The 17,882-nt window shown below is 69.6% G+C and carries 15 protein-coding genes; 2 read left to right on the top strand and 13 right to left on the bottom strand.

The window, feature by feature from the left end; all coding sequences use genetic code 11:
* Position 1: 1 nt before the first annotated feature.
* The 7 genes from Tharo_RS15340 to Tharo_RS15370 form a co-directional block, all read right to left on the bottom strand.
* Complete coding sequence (locus Tharo_RS15340) at positions 2-784, bottom strand: enoyl-CoA hydratase/isomerase family protein (RefSeq protein WP_107221955.1); 783 nt, start codon at positions 782-784, stop codon at positions 2-4.
* 65 nt (positions 785-849) lie between these two features.
* Positions 850-1,581 (bottom strand): class I SAM-dependent methyltransferase, encoded by a 732-nt coding sequence (locus Tharo_RS15345; RefSeq protein WP_107222466.1) that lies wholly within the window; start codon positions 1,579-1,581, stop codon positions 850-852.
* 174 nt (positions 1,582-1,755) lie between these two features.
* Positions 1,756-2,949, bottom strand: a complete 1,194-nt coding sequence (locus tag Tharo_RS15350) for a GGDEF domain-containing protein (RefSeq protein ID WP_159051718.1) — start codon at positions 2,947-2,949, stop codon at positions 1,756-1,758.
* A 130-nt stretch (positions 2,950-3,079) separates the two neighbouring features.
* Entirely contained in the window at positions 3,080-4,111 is a 1,032-nt protein-coding gene (murB, locus tag Tharo_RS15355) for a UDP-N-acetylmuramate dehydrogenase (protein ID WP_107221957.1), read from the bottom strand.
* Positions 4,108-4,581 carry a PACE efflux transporter gene (locus tag Tharo_RS15360; protein WP_245880928.1) on the bottom strand — a complete coding sequence of 158 codons (474 nt, stop codon included), beginning with the start codon at positions 4,579-4,581 and terminating at the stop codon, positions 4,108-4,110. Before Tharo_RS15360 ends, murB begins: the two co-directional genes overlap by 4 nt.
* Positions 4,582-4,669: 88 nt before the next feature.
* Positions 4,670-6,304 carry a S8 family serine peptidase gene (locus Tharo_RS15365; protein WP_245880929.1) on the bottom strand — a complete coding sequence of 545 codons (1,635 nt, stop codon included), beginning with the start codon at positions 6,302-6,304 and terminating at the stop codon, positions 4,670-4,672.
* Between the two features lie 334 nt (positions 6,305-6,638).
* Positions 6,639-7,580 carry a sodium-dependent bicarbonate transport family permease gene (locus Tharo_RS15370; RefSeq protein ID WP_107221958.1) on the bottom strand — a complete coding sequence of 314 codons (942 nt, stop codon included), beginning with the start codon at positions 7,578-7,580 and terminating at the stop codon, positions 6,639-6,641.
* A gap of 192 nt (positions 7,581-7,772) precedes the next feature.
* Here Tharo_RS15370 and Tharo_RS15375 point away from each other — a divergent pair, with 192 nt between their 5' ends.
* Positions 7,773-8,702, top strand: a complete 930-nt coding sequence (locus Tharo_RS15375; protein ID WP_107221959.1) for a LysR family transcriptional regulator — start codon at positions 7,773-7,775, stop codon at positions 8,700-8,702.
* 57 nt (positions 8,703-8,759) lie between these two features.
* Here Tharo_RS15375 and Tharo_RS15380 read toward each other — a convergent pair whose 3' ends face one another.
* The 6 genes from Tharo_RS15380 to Tharo_RS15405 all read right to left on the bottom strand — a co-directional run bounded on the left by Tharo_RS15380 (position 8,760) and on the right by Tharo_RS15405 (position 15,235).
* The gene (locus Tharo_RS15380) at positions 8,760-11,804 is read right to left on the bottom strand and encodes a transglycosylase domain-containing protein (protein ID WP_107222469.1); all 3,045 of its coding nucleotides are present in this window, start codon (positions 11,802-11,804) and stop codon (positions 8,760-8,762) included.
* A 261-nt stretch (positions 11,805-12,065) separates the two neighbouring features.
* On the bottom strand, positions 12,066-12,350 hold the full coding sequence (locus tag Tharo_RS15385; RefSeq protein WP_107221960.1) for a type II toxin-antitoxin system RelE/ParE family toxin: 285 nt from the start codon (positions 12,348-12,350) through the stop codon (positions 12,066-12,068).
* A gap of 2 nt (positions 12,351-12,352) precedes the next feature.
* Positions 12,353-12,667: a type II toxin-antitoxin system Phd/YefM family antitoxin gene (locus tag Tharo_RS15390; protein ID WP_107222470.1), complete on the bottom strand. Its 315-nt coding sequence runs from the start codon at positions 12,665-12,667 to the stop codon at positions 12,353-12,355.
* 219 nt (positions 12,668-12,886) lie between these two features.
* Complete coding sequence (locus tag Tharo_RS15395; RefSeq protein WP_159051719.1) at positions 12,887-13,168, bottom strand: hypothetical protein; 282 nt, start codon at positions 13,166-13,168, stop codon at positions 12,887-12,889.
* 289 nt (positions 13,169-13,457) lie between these two features.
* The gene (locus Tharo_RS15400; protein ID WP_107221962.1) at positions 13,458-14,765 is read right to left on the bottom strand and encodes a tryptophan--tRNA ligase; all 1,308 of its coding nucleotides are present in this window, start codon (positions 14,763-14,765) and stop codon (positions 13,458-13,460) included.
* Between the two features lie 62 nt (positions 14,766-14,827).
* A complete protein-coding gene (locus tag Tharo_RS15405) occupies positions 14,828-15,235 on the bottom strand; it encodes a hypothetical protein (RefSeq protein WP_245880930.1) in 408 nt (135 codons plus the stop codon).
* Between the two features lie 330 nt (positions 15,236-15,565).
* Here Tharo_RS15405 and ggpS point away from each other — a divergent pair, with 330 nt between their 5' ends.
* Entirely contained in the window at positions 15,566-17,863 is a 2,298-nt protein-coding gene (gene ggpS, locus Tharo_RS15410; RefSeq protein WP_107221964.1) for a glucosylglycerol-phosphate synthase, read from the top strand.
* Positions 17,864-17,882 lie beyond the last annotated feature (19 nt).

The following is a 17,882-nucleotide window of genomic DNA, read 5'->3' on the forward strand; positions in this document are numbered from 1 at the left end:
GTCATTGCCCCCGGAACACCGGTGCGCGTTTCTCGGCGAAGGCATCGACGCCTTCCTGCCAGTCGCGGGTGGTGCCGACGAACATCATGCCTTCGAGTTCGGCGGTGAGGCAGGCGTCGAGGGTGCGCTCGGCCGAGCGGTTGAGCTGCTCCTTGGCAAGCAGCATCGAAAACGGCGCCTTGCCCGCGATCTTGCGCGCGAAGCCGCGCGCCGTGTCGAGAAAGCCCTCGTCGGCGAACACCCGGCTCGCCAGCCCGATGCGTACCGCCTCTTCACCCTTGATGCGCTCACCGAGAAAGACCAGCTCGCGCGCCTTCGCCAACCCGACCAGGCGCGGCAGCAGCCAGGTCACGCCGCCGCCGAGGAAATTGCCGATCGAGATCTCGGGCAGACCGATCTGCGCGCTTTCAGCCATCAGCACGAAGTCGGCGGCGATCGCCATTTCTGCCCCGGCCCCCAGGGCGTAGCCGTTGACCGCGGCAATTACCGGCTTTTGCAGTTCCAGCAAGCGCTTGCACACGTCCTGCTCGCCTTTCAGGTACTGGCGGCGGTCGAAGGCGGTACGCCCGGCCTTGTGCTCCTTGAGATCGGCGCCGACGCAAAAGGCGCGCCCCTCGCCGCTGAGCAGCACGACGCGGACGTCGTGCTCGGCTTCGGCACGGCTCAGGGCGGCATCGAGCTCGGCGTACAGCTGCCGGGTCACGGCATTGAGGCGCTGCGGGCGGTTGAAACGGATCTCGGCGATGCCGTCGCGGACCTCGTAGACAAGAGTTTCGTAGCTCATGAACACTCCCGATGCGGAAAAAAATGGATCGGAACCAGAGGGGGACAGGTAAAGAGCGCATCCGCTCATGCCGGCGGATCGCGGACGCCATCGCCCCCGGGCGGCACGAACAGGCCCTTTCCGCACTCGCCGCCGGGGCCGGGCTTGTGCATCAGCACCACGTCCTTGCCGGGAATGTGGCATTGCCAGCGGAAGCGCCGGGCCAGAAACCGGAACGTGCTTTCACGATAGAACACGACGTGGGTCGGATCACGCCGGTAGTGCCAGCCGGCAAAGCGGGCATCGTCGGTCTGGAAGCAGGTCATGATCCCGAGCCAGCCGCCGGGGCGCAGCAGCGCGTCGAGCCGGGCGAACTCGGTGGCAGGATCATGAAAGTGTTCGGCGACTTCGGTGCAGGTCACGAAATCGTAGCGCTGCTCCAGCGCGCCGGCATCCGGCGCGAACAGCGGATCGTACAGGCGCACGGCATGCCCGGCCGCGCGCAGCATGTCGGCCAGCGCCGGGCCGGGACCGCAGCCGTAGTCGAGCCCTGCGCTGCCCGCGGCGAGCCGCGCGCACAGCGGCTCGGCCAGCCGGGAGAGAAAGCGGCGGTAGCGGGCATCGGCCGGGTCGTTGCGGTGAAGCAGGTATTCGGCGCGCTCGGCGGCAGCCGAAGGGCGCTGCGCGGGCACCAGGAAAGTCGCTTCGCAGGTTTCGCAGCGTCGATAGTCCCGCCCCTCGACCTCGATGAAAAGGCGCGGCGCGGGCTCGATACAGACCGGGCAGGAAAAGACCGACCCAGAGTCAGGCAGGTTCATGGGCCCATTGTACGCAGCGCGGCCCCCCTTGCCCACGGCGGCGGGCTCCGGCGGAGAACTCCGGCGAAGGACTCGGTATTGCCGCACCGGCGTTTGCCCCAGGCGCGCGGCCAGGCCCCCGTGGCCGCGGCCGGCGTGCGCGCGGGGATGCCCGGGAAACGGCCCGGCTGCGACTCAGCCCGCGGCGGTGGAAAACCCCAGCGCCAGCATCGTCCCGTCGGGCAGGACGGCCCGGTCGCGCCCGCCCTGCTTGGCCGCATACATGCGCTGATCGGCGATGCTGACCAGCTTCTGCCAGTCATCGGCGCCATCGGCCAGACACTCGGCGATCCCGATCGACGCGCTCAGGGCGGCGCCGTCCGGACGCAGGCCGAGCCCCCCGTCCCTGAGCCGCGCCAGAAAGGACGGCAGCTGATCGGCCGGCATTTCCGGCAGGATGACGAGAAACTCCTCACCACCCCAGCGCACCAGCACGTCGCCGCGGCGCAGCGTGCGGCGCAGGTGCGCCACCAGCGTGCGCAAGGCCTCGTCGCCGGCATCATGGCCGTAGCCATCGTTGATCGCCTTGAAACGATCGAGGTCGAGGAACATCACCGTCAGCGGCTTGCCCGCCATCACCGCCAGGCGGAACATCAGCTCCAGCGCCTCCGCCCCCGAGCGGCGGGAAAACGCACCGGTCAGCGGATCGGTCATCGCCTTTTGCACCAGGCTTTCCATGTAGTGCGACTGGCTCATGCCGGAGAACATCGCCACGCCCATCATCATCAGCATGAACCACAGCATCGCTCCCTGCTGCTCGAGTGCGAGTTCGGCACCGCTGGCGACCGCACCGATCCCGGCGGCGGCGAGCACCGGCAGCGAAAACAGCAGCATCTCCAGCGCCGTCAGCGGAAAGATCGCCAGCCCGCCGAGCACGATCGTCGGCATGAACGCATAAAGACGCACCACGAGCTGCTGCCAGGGATCGAGCGCGCTGGCATCGATGATCTGCACCGATCCAAGGTAGAACAGCGGCGGCACCAGCAGCATGCACAGCAGCATCGTCATCGCCTGGGCGTACGGCCGTATCGAGGACAGCTCCCGCGGCCAGGCGAGGATGACGAACACCGCTGCGGAAACGAAGCGCAGCCCGACCAGCGACCACGCCGTCGCCCCGTCGAACACCCACAGGTCGACCAGCGACCACAGCGGCACCAGCAGGGCGAACAGGGCGCTGATGAACTGCACCCGGGCGATGATCACCGCCGCGGCGTGGCGGCGGATCGCCGCCGAGCGCCGAAACGGCACCAGCAAGCCCGGAATCTGCTCCAGATTGAGCTGGGTGGGGGCGACGATATGCTGACTGAGGGTCTTCCACAGGCGGCTCACAATTTCGTGCCTTTGCAAGAGATGCCGATCGAGGGGGAATGGCCGGGCAAGCGCCCGGTCATGACAGGTGCAGATATTAGCACCCGCCGCGCATCCGCCCCGGCCCGCCCGCAGACCGCGGACCAGTGGTTCAGACGAACACCGGCTCGGGCTCCAGGCGGACGCCGAAGCGGGCCTCGACATCGGCGATGATCGCGGCGGCAATGCGCACCACATCGGCACCGGTGGCGCCGCCGCGATTGACCAGGACCAGCGCCTGGCGTTCGAAACAGCCGACCGGACCGAGATCGCGTCCTTTCCAGCCGGCCTGTTCGATCAGCCAGCCGGCAGCGAGCTTTTCGCGCCCGTCGGGCTGGGCGTAGTGCGGCAGCGCCGGATGAGCGGCGAGCAGGCGAGCACACTGCGCCGCCTCCACCACCGGATTCTTGAAGAAGCTGCCGGCGTTGCCGATCCGCGCCGGATCGGGCAGCTTGCGGCAACGGATCGCGGCCACCGCATCGGCGATGCCCGACGCATCCGGCAGGGCGGCTCCGCGCGCCGCCAGCTCGCGGGCGACGTCGGCGTAACCGGTCACCGCCTGCCATGGCCGCGGCAGGCGGAAGCGCACCGCGCTCACCAGCCAGCGCCCCGGCGCGCGCTTGAACACGCTGTCGCGATAGCCGAAGGCACATTCGGAGCGGGTAAAAACGCGTCGCGCACCACTGTCGAGATTGACCGCGTCGAGCGATTCGAAGCGTTCGGCCAGCTCCACTCCGTAGGCGCCGATGTTCTGGATCGGCGCTGCACCGACCGTGCCCGGAATCAGCGCCAGGTTCTCCAGCCCCGGCCAGCCTTGTGCCAGCGTCCACCGCACGAAATCGTGCCAGGGCTCGCCCGCCGCGGCCTCGACGATCCAGGCCGCGGCCGTTTCCGCCACCAGCCGGCGGCCGCCGAGCTCCACTTTCAGCACGTTCCCGGCGAAATCGCCCCGCAGCACCAGGTTGCTGCCCCCGCCGAGCACCAGGCGCGGCGTATCAGCCCAGCCCGGCATGGCGATCGCCGCATCGAGCTGGGCGAGCGAGTGCAAGTGCAGCAGGCGCGCCGCCCGTGCCGGCAGGCGAAAGCTGTTGAGCATCGCCAGATCCGCCGCACGGACCCAGCCGGAGCGGGCCGCCGCGCTCATCGGTGCCCGGGCCCGGCCGCCGCCGGCCGGGTCCCGTCGACCGGAAACAGGCGGTCGTAGCCGATGTTGAACAGCAGCGCGTAGATCGTATAGGCGATCGCCAATCCGATGTCGGCAACCAGGGCCTCCAGCCAGCCCAGGGAAGTCCACGCCACGATGATCGGCAGGGTCAGCAGCAACAGTCCGCCTTCGAAGCCGAGCGCATGCACGCAACGCAAGCAGAACGGCCGGCGATCGGCGGTGCGCCCGGTCAACCGCCCCTCGAGCCGGTCGAAGCCGCTGTTGTAAGCGCCGTTCCACACTGCGGCCACCAACGCGAGCGCAGCGAGCAGCCCCAGCGATTCGGCCACCGGAACACCGCTCACCCAGGCGAAAGGCGGCGTGATCAGGGCCAGGCCACCGATTTCGAACAAGGCGATCTGCCGCAGGCGGTCGCGCCAGGAGCGCAGCTTCGGGGACGGTGGGGACACAGGCGGACGCCTCCTGCCGGGCGGGGTGGACATCGAAGGCGTGTGAAGATAGGCCGGCGCACCGCCGAAGGCAAGCATGCCGGCCCGTTCAGAAGCTCACCGTGGCCTCGTTCGAGCACACCGTGGTGCCGGTTGCGCAGACCTGGTAGGTATGGCTTCCCGCCCCTTTCTGGCCGATCGCGTCGCGGTACTCGCCGTCGTTCGGTTCATTCGTGGCGATCGTCGCGCCGTTGCGCCAGATATCGACCGCGGTGCTCGCTCCGCTCCATTGCAGATCGGCCTGCTGCACGCCCTTGACCTTGCTGCCGGTGGCCGACAGGCTGATCTGGGACGGTGGCGGCGGCGGTTCGGTACCGGCGCCGAGCGCACGGTGGGCATTGACCCGGCCGTATTTCACCCAGGCGCGGAAGTTCTGCCCGAGCGCGCCGCTCGCGTCCGCCCCGCTCTCGATCCGGCTGCGCACCTCGGCATTGCTCAGGCCGGGGTTGTAGGCGCGCACCAGCGCCGCCACCCCGGCCACGTGGGGGGCCGCCATCGAGGTGCCGGACAGCCAGTTGTAACAGCCTTCCGGGTGGTCGGCGGCGATTCCGCAGCCCGCGTTCGGATAGGCCGACAGGATCTGGTGGCCGGGCGCGGCGACCGAAACCCAGTTCTTGTCGAAGGTGGAAAAATAGGCCAGGTTGTCGTGGCGGTCGGTGGCCGCGACCGAAATCACTTCGGCAAAGGCGGCCGGGTAGTGGCGGTTCGATGCGTAATCGTTGCCGGCCGCCGCCACCAGCACCACTCCCTTGCTCCAGGCGTAGGCGATCGCGTCGCGCTCGGCGTTCGACGGCGAGTAGGGATCGGGGTCGCTGCCGTAGCTCATGTTGACGACGTGATAACCATTGTCCGCGGCGTAGAGCAGCCCGTCGACCGAGGCGGCAACTTCGCACATGCCGAGGAGCGGGAACGACTCGGATGGATACTCATGGCACACCTTGATCGAACCGAACTTCGCGTTCCAGCCCACGCCGGCAGTGCCGATCCCGTTGTTGGTCTCCGCCGCGGCGATCGCCGCGACGTGGGTGCCGTGCCCGATCAGGTCGGCCGCGGTGCTGCTGCCGGTGAAGTTCTTCTGCTCGAGGCACTTGGTCGCCAGATCGACGTGGGTGCATTCGACCCCGCTGTCGAGGATCGCGATCCGCACCGTGTCGCTGCCCCGCGTCAGGTCCCACGCTTCGGGGGCGTCGATGTCGGCATCCGCGGTCGCGGCCATTGTGCCGCCCGTCTCCGGATCGAGCAGCGCCTGTCCGGTATTGTGCAGCCCCCACTGCTGGGTGAAATAGTCGATGTCGAGCGCGTCCGGCGGATCACGACCCTCGGTGGGCAGGACCAGCGGGCGGTAGTAGTTGGGCTCGGCGTAGCGCACGTTCGGATTGTGCTGGTAGAAGGCCACCGCCGCCTGCACCGACCCTGCCGGCACCGCGACCAGTTCGACGCCGATGGCAGCGAAGCGCTTCAGCACCCTGGCGCCGGCGGCAGCATGCGCCTGCGCGACCTCCGCCCCGGCCAGACCGGGACGGAACGCAACCAGCACCTGATCCGGCGCGAACGGTGGCGGCAGCGAGGCGGCCCCATCCCCATCCCTGCCCCCATCGACCGGCGCCTGGGCCGCGGCCGGAGCAGTGCCCGCGATCAGGCAGGCGCCGGCCAGGAAGGCGGCAAAACATCTCACTGCGGACATGATTTTCCTCCTGCGCGAGCGGCCCTGCCTGATGCGCGGGAAGCCGCCGGCGCCAGCAGCGCCGGCGGCAGCGCACGGCGCCTCCGTTGATGGCGCAGCGCCTCGAACTGAAAGCGCGAATGTTTTTTTATAGCGCTCGCCACCGGCGCCCGCCAAGAAAGAAGCGCCCTCGCTCGCCGTGACATTTGCCCCCGCGCCGGCAACACCGGCGCCCTGTTCCGGCACGGGGTGGGCGCCGACGGATGCGCACCTCGCCGGCCGTGCTCGAAATGGTTTCAACCGATGAACGCGGGCACGCCGAGGGCGGCCCCGCGTGCGGCGGCGCCCCCCTTGCTCAGCCCGCCGCGATCGTCTGCGCCCACCACAGATACAGCGGAATCCCGAGCAGCAGGTTGAACGGGAAGGTCAGCGCCAGCGCCGCCGCCACGCCCAGGGCCGGGTTGGCCTCGGGCACGGCGATCCGCATCGCGGTCGGCGCGGCGATGTAGGACGCGCTGCCGGCGAGCGTCATCATCAGCACCGTGCCACCCACCCCCAGCCCCATCACCTGTGCCACCCCCCAGCCGGCGAGCGCCAGCAGCGGCGGCAAGGCCAGCCCGCAGGCGACCAGGAAGAAGCCGGCGCGGCGCAGGTCGGGCAGGCGGTCGGCGGCGATCAGCCCCATCTCGAGCAGGAACAGGCACAGCGCGCCCTTGAACAGATCGACGAAGAGCGGCGACAGCGGCTCGACCCCCTGCGGGCCGGCGAGCCAGCCGATGAGAATGCCGCCGCCGAGCAGCAGCACGCTCTTGTTGGCGAACACCTCATGCACCAGCGCGCCGGCAGCGGAGCGGCCATCGGCCGACTTCACTCCCCAGCGGGCGATCAGGGTGGCGACGATCAGCGCCGGCGCTTCCATCAGCGCCGCCAGCAGCGCGAGGTGGCCTTCGACCTCGATCCCGCGTCCGCCCAGCACCGCCGCGCCGACGGCGAAGGTGACGATGCTCACCGAGCCGTAGTGCGCTGCCAGCGAGGCCGCATCGGCACGGCCGAAACGCAGCCGGAAGAGCGGGAACACCAGCAGCGGAATCGCCACACCGAGACCGATCGCCAGCAGCGCATCGAGCCACAGGGTGGCGCTTTCCGAGCGCGCGATCTCGACCCCGCCTTTGAGGCCGATCGCCAGCAGCAGGTAGATCGACAAGGTCTCGAACACCGCGCTCGGCAGGCGCAGGCCGCTGCGCGCGAGCGAGGCGACCGCGCCGAGGGCGAAGAAGAAGGGAACGGCATCGACCATGGTGTGCTTTCCGGGCCAGGCATGCGCGCCCGGGCGCACATGCGGAGTTATTCACAAGAGGGCGAAGCCGCGCGGCTTCGGGCGGAGGCATTCTGCCGCAGCGAAAACATTTAAAAAAATGATTTATTTTTTAGGTTTAGATAGATTTATATCTATGCGAATACCCGCCCCCGCGCTCCCGAGGATCGCACGATGCGCCTGACCTTCCACCAGCTCCGCCTCCTGCTCGCCGTCTCCCGCGAAGGCGGAGTGTCGCGCGCCGCCCAGCGCCTGCACCTGGCCCAGCCGACGCTGTCGGCCCAGCTGCGCCAGCTCGCCGACCAGGTCGGACTGGCGCTGTTCGAGCGCGTCGGCCGCCGCCTGCACCTGACCGCCGCCGGGGAAGCGGTGGTCGACACCGCGCTGCGCATCGAGCAGGAGTTGGAGAGCCTCGACGAAACCCTCGCCCAGCTGCGCGGCGACGTCGTCGGCCGGCTGCGGCTGGCGGTGGTGAGCACCGCGGAGACCTTCATTCCCCGCCTGCTCGGCGACTTCCGCCGCGAGCGCCCGGCGGTCGAGGTGTCGCTGGTGGTGCTCAACCGCGACGCGGTGATCCGCCGCCTCGCCGACAACCGCGACGACCTCTACATCATGAGCCGCCCGCCCGATGCGCCGCCGGTGCTCGCCACCCCCTTCCTCGCCAACCCGCTGGTAGTCATCGCCGCCGCCGATCATCCGCTGGCCGCCCGCGCGGCGGTGCCGATCGCGGCGCTGGAGAAGGAGGAGTTCGTCCTTCGCGAGCCCGGCTCGGGCACCCGCCAGGCCGCCGAGCACTTCTTCGCCGGCCGCGGCCTGGCGCTGCGCCCGCGCCTCGAGCTGGGCAGCAACGAAGCGGTCAAGCAGGCGGTGGCAGGCGGCCTGGGGCTGTCGCTGCTGTCGGCCTACGCGCTCGCCCACGCCGTGGACGAAGGCATCGCCGTGCTGCGGGTCGAGGACACCCCGGTGCTGACCCACTGGCAGGTGGTCCATCCCAGCGGCAAGCGCCTGACGCCGCTCGCCGACGCCTTCCTGCGCTTTCTGCAGGAACGTGCGCCGGAATTGAACCGCGCGGCACAGGCCCGCCTCGCCGCCGCCCGCCACTGAGCTCGCGCCCCCTGCGCAGCGCCCCCGTTATGGCGGCGGGGGTGTGCGCCGCTGCGTTCAGCGCACGATGCGCCCGTGGGCGGTCCGCACCCCCTCGGCCGCCGGGACCGCGCCCGCCGCCTGCGGAGCGGCGGCCTCTCCGGCGGGCGCCTCCAGTGGCGGCGGCAGGCAGGCGGGCCCGGCCGCGGGCTCGAGGTGAGGCAGCAGCATCGGCCCCATCGACTTCAGGATCTGCACCGGCAAGCCCGAAGTGAAGCGATAACGCGCCGCGTCGGGGCCGATGACGTAGGCGGTGAGAGTGCCGAAATGGTGCGGCCCCAGGTAGAACACGAAGGTGGCGGTGCGGTTCAGCGCCAGCCCGGGGCGGCCGCGGACGACGATGCGGTTGTCGCCGGTGCCGGTCTTGCCGCCGAGCGCCAGCTCGCTGCCGTCGGCCAGGCGGAAGGCCCCGGCGAGGCGGCGTGCAGTGCCGCCCTCGACCACCTCCGACAAAGCGTGGCGCAGCGCCTGCGCCACTTCCACCGCCATCACCCGCTCGCCCTCGGCCGGGCGCACCGCGAGCGCGGTCTCGTAGGGCGTGTCGGCCGCGAAACGCACGCGGTCGATGCGCCGCGTCGGCAGACGCACGCCGTCGTTGGCGATGATCCCCATCAGTTCGGCGAGCGCTCCCGGGCGATCGCCCGAGCTGCCCAGCGCGGTGGCGAGCGAAGGCACGAGGTGGCCGAAGGGGTAGCCGAGCCGGGCCCAGCGCCGGTGGATCTCGAGAAAGGCCTCGACCTCGAGCATGGTGAAGATGCGCGAGTCCTGCGCACTCTTGACCCGGGTGCGGAACAGCCAGCGGTACACCGCCTGGCGCTCGTCCGCGCTCGCCGCCACGACCTCGGCGAAGGTCGCCTCCGGGTGCCGCAGCAGGTAGCCCACCAGCCACAGTTCGAGCGGATGGACGCGCGCGACATAGCCGCGGTCGGGCAGATCGAAAGCCTCGGGCGCATGGCGGGCATAGAGCTGGGCGAGCCGTGCCGCAGTCGGCGGCGGCCCGTCCACGCGCGCGGCGAGGAAAGCGGCGAGCGCGGCCGGCGGCGCTTCCGGTTCGAGGTAGCGGAAGACCGCGGCGAGGCGGTCGTCGCCCGGGCGCAGGCCGTCGAGCAGCATCGAGCGCGCCTCCTCCGCCCCTTTGTCCTGGTACTTGTACCAGAAGCGGCGCAGGAAGACCTGGCCCTCGCGATCGGCGAAGCGGGCGAGGTATTCCTCGCGCCGCGGGTCCTGGCGGTCTTCGAGCAGGCGCGCGCTGCTGCCCGGCACCTGGTACATGGTGTGGCGCACGAGTTCGCGCATCAGGCGCACGAACGGCAGGTTGATCGAAGCCTGCAGCGCTTCGCGCACGGTCGGCACGCGGCCGTTGTCGGTGTCGTTGAAGTTGCCGAACACGTGCACGCCGCCGCCGGTGAAGAAGCGCTCCCCCGGATTGGCCGAAAAGCGCCGTTCGAGCGCGGCTTCGAGCATCGCCGGCAGGCTGCGGTCGGCGGCCGCGGCGAGATGCTCCACGGCCCAGCGCGTCAGGCGGTCGTGGGCGTCGATATTCACCCGGCGCAGCGCCGCCGCATCGAGCGGCGCCAGGCGGGCGTGGAGTTCGGCGACCAGTTCGAGGTAGGTGGCGAGCACGCGCAGCTTGGCGGTCGAGCCCAGCTCGAGCTTGCTGCCCTCGTTGATGTCGAGCGGCTGGTCGGTGGTGTCGGTCTGCACCCGCACCCGGTTGCCGCCCGCGGTGCGCTCGACCAGGGTGAAGCTGTAGCGCACCGCATCGAGCGTGGCCGGGTGCAGCAGGCGCTCGCCGATCAGGCCCTGGCTGCGCGCGAATTCGGCTTCGGACAGGCGGCCGAGGTAGTCGCTGACCGCCTGCTGCAGGCCGCCGTGGAGCGTGCTCGCCAGTTCGGCGTCGAGGCGGTCGAGGGCGTACAGCGAAGTGTCGAGCAGGCCCGCCAGGCGGGTGCGCACTGCGGTCGTGCCCTTGCCCGGCTGGGCCGGCACCAGCGCCGGATCGGCGGCGAGGTCGCGAAAGCGCAGCGGCTGGCCGAGTGCGGCGTCGCGCAGGGCGGGGCCGATCAGGCCGGCGCCGGCGAGCAGGCGCAGGTGGGCATCGGTACTGCGGGCCAGTTCTTCGCGGCCGTCGGCGAGGTACCACGACGGCCGGCGGTGGGCGATCATCAGCGCCACCACCTGGCGCAGCGCCTGGCCCTGGGCCATGCGCTGCGTACCTTCGGCCGCAGGCGCGGCGAGCAGCGCATTGACGCGCTCGAAGTCAGCGCCGAACCACACCCACAGGCCGTCGCCGAGGCCGTTGACCTCGCCGTGGCCGGGGGCGGCCGACAGCGGCACGGTGTTCAGGTAGTCGAGCACCAGGCGGCGGCGCACCGCCAGGGTGTGCTCGCCTTCGCGGTAAGCGCGCACGCTGGCCGAAGCCATCTGGCGCAGCTTCTCGCGCGCATCGACGGTGATGCCGCCGGGTGAATGGCGGTACTTCTCGATCTGGGTGGCGAGGGTGCTGCCGCCGGGAGCGTCGAGATCGGCATCGACCATGCGCCCGAGCTGGCCGAGCGCGGCGCGGGCGAAGCGCGCCCAGTCCACCGCCGGGTTCAGGGTCGGCCGGGCAGGGTCGAGGAGGTCGCGGTTTTCGATGAACAGCAGGGCATCGACGACCACCGCCGGCACCGCCTCGAAGTCGGCATACGCGCGGTAGGGATAACGAAACCCGTACAGGAGCTCGCCCCGGCAGTCGGAGACGTCGAGCCCGGCGCGGGTCTTTTCACGATAGGGCGGGAACAGCCCGGCGCCGCTGTAATCCATCAGCGTCGGGCTGAAGCGCACCTGCTCGACGAGAGCGAAGCCGCGCGCCTGCAGACGTTCGGCAAAGCGCGGCAGCTCGGTGTAGCCGAGGCGCTGGTCGAACGGGCCGTGGGCGGGGAAGCGGATCGCGGTGCTCGCCCCCGCCATCCGCGCATAGTCCAGACGTGCGGCATAGCGCGCGATCTCACGCGCCTGCAGGCGGGAGGTTTCCCCCTCGTGCCACAGCAGCAGCCCCCCGGCCACACCCGCCACCAGCATCGACACGAGGGCAGCGGCGCCCAGCACGCGCCTGGAGAGGAAGGAGCGGCGCACAGGCTGCGGCGAGGAGTTCGGCACGGCGGAGGTCACGGGCAGAGGGGCGGATATTGCATCGCAAAAATTATCCTCATTCTACGGCGCGGAAATGACACTGTTGCACCCACGCCACAGCATCGGCACCCCACTCCGGCGAGCGTGCGGCAATCGGCTCGGTCGGGCCATTTGGAGCCCGGGGACACGCGGGCAATCTCGGACGGCCCGCTACTTCGGAAACTTCCGTGCAGTGTGCACGACGTTGAGCACGACGATGCCGTCCGGGGCGACCTTCACGAAGACGACGTACGGCAGCCTCCGAACAACGAGCTCGCGAGTTCCGGGGATGCGGTCACTCACGCGGATCCGCTCCGGGAACGTCCGGAGGGCTTCGATTTCCGCGACGATCCTTTTCTGGACCGCGCCAGCGGTCGCCGGACCCGCTTCGAGGTGGTAGTACGCGAGTATTTCCCCGAGGTCGTCGAGCGCCTCGTCCGTCCAGAAGATTTCCATTCTTACGACGTCTTACCGGCCGAGCGCACCCGCAGGCGTTCCTTCAGAAGGGCCATCGCCTCGCCGTGTCCGCGGAGGCGGGTTTCGCCCGAGTCGACGCGCGCGAGGGTCGCCGAGACCTTGTCGAAGAGCCAGCCGTCGTACCCCGGGTCCTTGTCGAGCAGGAGCTCGGGAAGCAGCGTATCGGCGGCATCCTCGATGGAAATCATGATCCCGACGGGACGGTTGTTCTTGGTGACGACGACGGGTTCCCTCCGGGCGGAATCGAGGAACTCGCCGAACCGGTTCTTGGCGTCTCGCGCCGACATGACTTTCATGGCCATCACCTTCGGGGTTATCTGAATGTGTCCATTGTAGCTACTTTTGGCGCTTGGGTAGGCATAGCAACCGGAAGCGCGCAATGCCCGTTGCCTACTTTTCCACCTGCGCCGACGCCATTACGCCGAACATAAAGTGGCGCCTATATGCCGATCACGGAGTGGCTCCAATACGGCGGTCGCCGACACCGGCCTCAACGAGCACCGGATGCGCGGAAGTCACAGCGCATCCAGCAGCTTCATGAAGTTCCGCTTGCGCTTCCACTCCAGCCGGATTTCCGCAAGTTCGTCGCCGAACATCCCCAACTGCTTGTGCGCCACCCGCAGTGCGCGGATTTTCTTGACGATGGAGACAATGTCGCCCCGGCGGGGTTTGTCCCATGGACTGCGGCGAACGCGGCTATCGGGGGCCTCCTCCTCAGCGACCTTCTGCCACAGGAGGTCGAGCGCCCGCTTGCGCAGCGCTGCCTCACAGCCAATCGGACCGGCCACTTCCGTCAACTTGAAGAATGGACCGCAGCCAGGGGCCTGCTTGAAGCGCTGCCAGGCGCTTGCTGGCGTTCTTCTTCACATATCCGACGGGGTCCTTCTGCTTGCATACGCATTACCCGAAGCCGAGGCCAATGTGGAAAGCTCGGGCAAAGGGGGGGCGCACCCGCATCGGGTCCAGGACCACGGGTGAGGCCCTGGCGGCGCTGGCATAGGTGCCTTGGCGCCGGGCCAGTACGTCACGTCCGATGTGCCGGTACAACCGCACCGGCTCGCGGTCGACGACCCCCGGAGGCTTCGCCTACGCGTCGAAAGCGGCCAGCGCGGCGCGCAGTTCGGCTTCGGCGACGCCCTCGGCCAGCGCTGCCACGGCCGTACCGTCGACGCGCAGCGTCCCCTCGCGCACCTCGAAGCGGCCGCCCTGCTTGAGCGCCGCCACGCACTGCCCGGCCTCGCGCGGCGAGGCGAAGCCGGCGCCCTGCAGCAGCAGGCGGCCGTCGCCATCGACGAGCTTGAAGTGGAAGCGGCCGTCGGCTTCGCGGTACTGCTTGAACTGCGGCAGCGCGGCGGGTTTGGGCTTCGTCGCCGACGCGGCGGGCGCGGTGGCGAGGTTGCGCAGGCCGACGGCGTGGCGCAGCTCGGCGAGGAAGGGAGCGGCGAGCGCGCGCGCCTTCTCCGCGCCTTCGCGCAGCTGGCGCTCGATCTGCGCCGGTTCGGCGATCAGCGCCTGGTATTTGTCGCGCATCGGCGCCACCGCGCCCTCGATGTGCTCGAACAGCGCCTGCTTGGCCTCGCCCCAGGCGATGCCGTCGTCGAAGGCGGTGCGCATCGCACGCGCTTCTTCGGCGCTGGAGAAGGCCTGGTAGAGCTGGAACAGGGCCGAGCCGTCGGCGTCCTTGGGCTCGCCCGGTGCCTTCGAGTCGGTGACGATGGAGAAGATCAGCTTCTTCAGCTCGGCCGGCGGCGCGAACAGCGGGATGGTGTTGTCATAGCTCTTGCTCATCTTGCGCCCGTCCAGCCCGGGCAGGGTCGCCACCGAGGCGTCGATCGCCGCCTCCGGCAGGACGAAGTGCTCGCCGTAGAGGTGGTTGAAGCTGCCGGCGATGTCGCGCGCCATCTCGAGGTGCTGGATCTGATCGCGCCCGACCGGCACCGAGTTGGCCTTGAACATCAGGATATCGGCGGCCATCAGCACCGGGTACATGAACAGCCCCATGCTGACCCCGGCGTCCGCATCGAGGCCGTCGGCAGCGTTCTTGTCCACCGCCGCCTTGTAGGCGTGGGCGCGGTTGAGCAGGCCCTTGCCGGCGACGCAGGTGAGCAGCCAGGTCAGCTCGGGAATCTCGGGGATGTCGGACTGGCGGTAGAACCACACGCGCTCGGTATCGAGTCCGGCGGCGAGCCAGGTGGCGGCGATCTCCAGCGTCGAGCGCTGGACCCGCAGCGGATCGGCGGTGGAAATCAGCGCATGATAGTCGGCGAGGAAATAGAAGCTCTCCACCCCGGAGTGGCGGCTGGCGGCAACCGCCGGGCGGATCGCGCCGGCGTAGTTGCCGAGATGGGGCGTGCCCGAGGGTTTGATCCCGGTAAGAACGCGCTGGACAGTCATGGATTGCTCCGGCCGGACAAAGGCGCGAGTTTAGCAGAGCCCGCAGCCCGGCTCCGGGCCGCCTATTCCGTCCACCGCAGCGCCAGGCGCGCACCGCCCCCCGGCACCAGATCGACCCAGTGTTCCTGGGTGACGCCGCCGAAACGCGCGCTGATGCGATAGCGCCCCGCCTCCGCGACATCGACCTGGCCGATCGGCCCGCACAAGGCTTCGACGCGGCGCCCGGCGAGCGGATCGTCGATGCGCGTCGCCACATCGGCCAGATAGGCACCGTCGGTGGTGGCAAACAGCAGCGTCAGCGCATGCATCGGCGCATCGGCGCGCATGCGCTGCGACTCTTCGAGGCCGATCCCCCCGCATTCGAGGCGCAAGGCCTCGCCCCCGCCACTGCCCTGCTGCTGGGCGAAGGCGAACGGGCCACCGAGGGCCAGCCCGAGAAACAGCGCCATCCTTGTTGCGACCCTGATCATTGCCGATCCTTCCCGTAGCCGGTCGATAAAAGGCCGATTGTCGCGGGAGCGGCTGCCGGCAACAAGCCGACCTTGCCCGAGCGCGCCTGCGGCAAGCGGCCGCGGGTTGTGCGTCGCAGCAAAACCAGCTTACAATATTTGTCCAAATATGTTCCCCGGCACAGCGGCGGCCATCGCTGCAACATCGCCCCCTCCGGCTCCAAGCGCCGCCGCACGCAAGCCTCCCGGCGCGGCCGCCAGCACTCCCACCGCCGCCCCTTCCCCTGCCGGGCATTCCGAATCGAACCAGTCGGCACCGATGTCGGCGTTCACCTGCAAGGAGAACCGCACATGCTGCTCGCCACCGATCTCGACGGCACCTTCCTCGCCGGCCACCCGGAAAACCGCCAGCGCCTCTACCAGCTGATCGGCGCCCACCCGGAAATCAAGCTCGCTTTCGTCACCGGCCGCGGCCTCGAGGTGGTGCTGCCGATCCTCTCCGATCCGACTATCCCGGTGCCCGACTACATCATCTGCGACGTCGGCGCGACCATCGTCGACGGCCGCAGCCGCCAGCCCGTGCAGCCGCTGCAGTCGGACGTCGACGCGCGCTGGCCGGGCGAGCACACGGTCGCCCAGGCGATGGCCGCGTTCGCCGCCCTCGAACGCCAGGAAGTCCCGCAGCAGCGGCGCTGCTCCTACTTCTGCACCGCCGAAGCGGTCGACGCCAGGATCGAGGAGGTCGCCGCCGGACTCGGCTGCGATGTGCTCCATTCGGCGCAGCGCTATCTCGATATCCTGCCGCGCGGCGTCAACAAGGGCAGCACGCTGTCCGCGCTGGTCCGCCACCTCGGCCTCGAGCACGACTCGGTGCTGGTCGCCGGCGACACCCTGAACGACCTGTCGATGTACGAGGCGGGCTTCATCGGCGTCTGCGTCGGCGAGTCCGAGCCCGCCCTGCTCGATGCCACCCGCGACCGCGCACGGGTGCTGCACGCGATCCACACCGGCTGCGGCGGCATCCTCGAGGCGATGGCCCACTTCGGCTTTCTCGGCGGCAGCGGCATCGAGGCCGAAGTCCAGGCCATGGACGCACCCGGCAAGGCCGAGCTGGTAATGGTCTATCACCGCCTGCCGTACGAGGAAGTGTTCGACAACGGGCGCCTCGCCCGCCGCCGCCCGAGCTCGCCGAACGGCATCATCCCCACCCTGCTGTCCTTTTTCGGCAACAACCGCAAGGGTTCGTGGGTGGCGTGGGCGGTGCACGATCCGAAAAAGGCCCTGCCCTTCGAAACCCACACCGAAGTCGACCGCGAGCACTACCCCGATCTCGTCGCCGCCCGCGTCGCGCTCAGCCAGGACGACGTCGACACCTTCTACAAGCGCTTCTCCAAGGAAGCCTTCTGGCCGACGCTGCACACCTTCTGGGAGCGCGCGGTGTTCCGCGAGGAGGACTGGACGGTGTTTCTCAAGGTCAACCGCCTGTTCGCCGAACGCACCGCAGCCGAAGCCGCCGAAGGCGCGGTGGTGTGGATCCACGATTACAACCTGTGGATGGTGCCGGCGACCCTGCGCGAGCTGCGCCCGGACCTGAAGATCGCCTTCTTCCACCATACCTACTTCCCTTCGGCCGATGTGTTCAACGTCCTGCCCTGGCGCCGCGACATCGTCGGCAGCCTGCTGCAGTGCGACTACATCGGCTTTCACATCCCACGCCAGGCCGAGAACTTCGTCGATGTCGCGCGCGGCACGGTACCGCTCAAAGTGCTCGAAACCCGGGCCTGCGCGCCGCGCTACCTGACTTACGGCTGCGCCGTCGGACTCGACGAAGTGAGCACCGCGATCGAAGCCAACGGCCGCCGCATCGGCCTCGGCGCCCACCCGGTGGGGCTCGACGTCGAGCGCGTGCGCGCGGTGCTGGCAGCACCGCAGACCACCGCGCGGATGGCCACGCTGCGCCGCGAGCTCGCCGGCACCCGCGTGATCCTGTCGGTCGAGCGCCTGGACTACACCAAGAGCACGCTGGAAAAGCTCGTCGCCTTCGAGCGCCTGCTCGAAGCCCACCCCGAGCTGTGCGGCAAGGTGTCGCTGCTCGCGGTCTGCGTGCCCGCAGCGAAGGAGATGACCGTCTACGACGAGCTCCAGACCCGCATCGAGCAGGCCGTGGGCAAGGTCAATGGCCGCTTCGCCCGCGTCGGCTGGACTCCGGTGCAGTTCTTCTTCCGCGCCCTGCCGTTCGAGGAGGTCGTGGCCTGGTACGCGATGGCCGACGTGATGTGGATCACCCCGCTGCGCGACGGCCTCAACCTCGTCGCCAAGGAATACGCCGCCACCCAGGGCCTGACCGGCGGCCAGGGCGTGCTCGTGCTGTCCGAATTCGCCGGTGCGGCGGCGGAACTGCACGGCGCGGTGCTGACCAACCCGCACGATCTCCACGACCTCACCGCCAAGCTCTACTTCGCGATCGCGATGAACCGTGCCGAAGCCGAAGCGCGCCTGCGCGAGTTGTTCGAGATCGTCTGCCACAATGACATCCAGCGCTGGGGGCAGGACTTCCTCGATGCGGTGAATGCGCAACCGGCACCGCCGGCATCGACGGCCGCCTCCGTGCCGCCGCAGCCCGCCCCGGACGAAGTGCTCGCCGCCTGAGCGATCCGGCCAGCCGACC

This window comes from Thauera aromatica K172 (genome assembly GCF_003030465.1).
GTDB classification, from domain to species: Bacteria; Pseudomonadota; Gammaproteobacteria; order Burkholderiales; family Rhodocyclaceae; genus Thauera; species Thauera aromatica.